The sequence below is a fragment of the Vicinamibacterales bacterium genome (assembly GCA_036496585.1).
In the GTDB taxonomy this organism is placed as follows: domain Bacteria; phylum Acidobacteriota; class Vicinamibacteria; order Vicinamibacterales; family 2-12-FULL-66-21; genus JAICSD01.
In genome coordinates this window covers 1-1,699 of sequence record DASXLB010000067.1, presented here as the reverse complement: position 1 = coordinate 1,699, position 1,699 = coordinate 1, and the positions used below count along the sequence as shown (strand labels likewise).

Here is a 1,699-nt window from a genome sequence, read left to right as displayed (position 1 = left end):
GCGCCGCCGGTCGCGTCGGCATAGACGGCGAGTGTGACGACGGCACCCGGAGATGCCGGCTGGCCCGACGCCGGTTGATAGGTGCCGGTGACCGTGATGAGACGGGGCACCGTCACCGTGGTGGCGGCGGGCGCCTGCGCGCGTGCGACAGCAGGGGTGCACACCGCGAGAACCGACATGAGACTGACAGCGAAAACGCGCATACTCCGCTCCTTGAGAAACGGCGATTCCTGTTGCCGTGATGGGTCGCGCGGAGTTTCCAAAACCGCCCGCGCCGGCAGTCGTCGCAGCCGCCCGATCCGAACGCGGATCGAGCGGTGATGTTCGTCGTTTCCGTGAGGACTAGCGATTTCCCGCCGGGTGAAGTTCCTTGATCAGACGCTCGAGTTCCGCCACGCGCTTTTTCAAGTCCTCGTTTTCGGCCTTCAGCTCCTTGACCGCCTGGATCGTCAGGAGCGGCAGCTTCGAATAGTCGACGGCCTTGTAGCCGTCGTCGTGCGTGACGACGAGCTCCGGCAGGACCTGCTCGACGTCCTGCGCGATCAGGCCATACGCCTGGCTGTCGCCGAAGTGCTGATCGGGGAATTCATCGGCGCGCCAGTAGAAGTGGACCGGCTGCAGCGCAGCCACCCGATCGAGCGTCGGGCCGAACGGCGTGATGCCTTTCTTGTAGCGGCGGTCGGACGCGCAGACGCCCGTCAACTGCGTGCCGGCGAAGTTCTTCACGCAGCCATTGGTGCCGCTGATGCCTACGCGGATGTCGCCGAAGACTTGCAGCTTGTCGGCGGCGGTTGGGATCCCGTTCGCGTCGAGCGTCGTGCCGATGCCGAGGTTGCCGTTTGGCAGGAGAGCCATGCCGAGGACAATGTCTTTGGTTCCGAGGGGTGTTGAGCCGAAGGCAAGAGCCGTCCCGCGTATGGTGGTCGCAGTGAAGTCCTCAGCCGCGATACCGGCAATCGCGGCAAAGATGTCGGTGAAGCCGCCGGTTGCATACCCACTCATGCCGAATCCGCCGAGAAAATCGCCCACCTGCACGGCCGTTGGCGCGGCTGCCGTTCCGCGCGCGGTCTGGGCAATATAAAACGCCGAAGAACCGGTCGCGTTGCTATAGGCAGTGGACTCGACGACGGAGTCGGTGCCCGTCCTGGCGACTTCCACGGCGTGGGTCGGAGCCGTGGTGCCGACGCCGAGGTTGCCGCTCGAGTCGATCGTCATCACCGGCGCAGGGGTTGCGACGCCTCTTGGTGTGGTGATGAACCTGATCTCCGAGCCTTGCGCGGTATCCGTCCAGTTCTCCGAAGCGCGCATGACGATTGAGGCCGTGTCGAACGTCCCGAAGGCCGTTGCGGCGTAGCCGCTGGCGGAGAGGCCCGCAAGAGTGTCTCCGCTGAGCACGGCCGATGGGGCTGCAGCGGTTCCTCGCGCCCGCCTTCCGCGGAAGAGGGCGCCTGGGCTCGCCCCGGGCGTTCCGTTGTTGTACGTCGTCCCGGTGATGCTACTGAAGGGGAGGGTACTCGCCGCGTTGCTGACTTCGAGCACGCCCGCCGCCGGCGTGGTGGTGGTGCCGATGCCCAGATTCCCCGAGGCGTCGAGCGTCATCCGGGTGGCCGGCGTGGTCGCGTTGATCGACGTCGTCGCAAACGTGATCGCGGTGCCCTGCGCGGTGTCGGTGAAGTTCTGAGCCGCCTGGATGGCGATG

General features: G+C 66.0%; 1 protein-coding gene. It reads right to left on the bottom strand.

All coding sequences use genetic code 11. The features are described from left to right. Positions 1-342 precede the first annotated feature (342 nt). The coding region (locus VGI12_19545; protein HEY2434876.1) for a tail fiber domain-containing protein at positions 343-1,699 on the bottom strand (1,357 nt) is incomplete at its 5' end.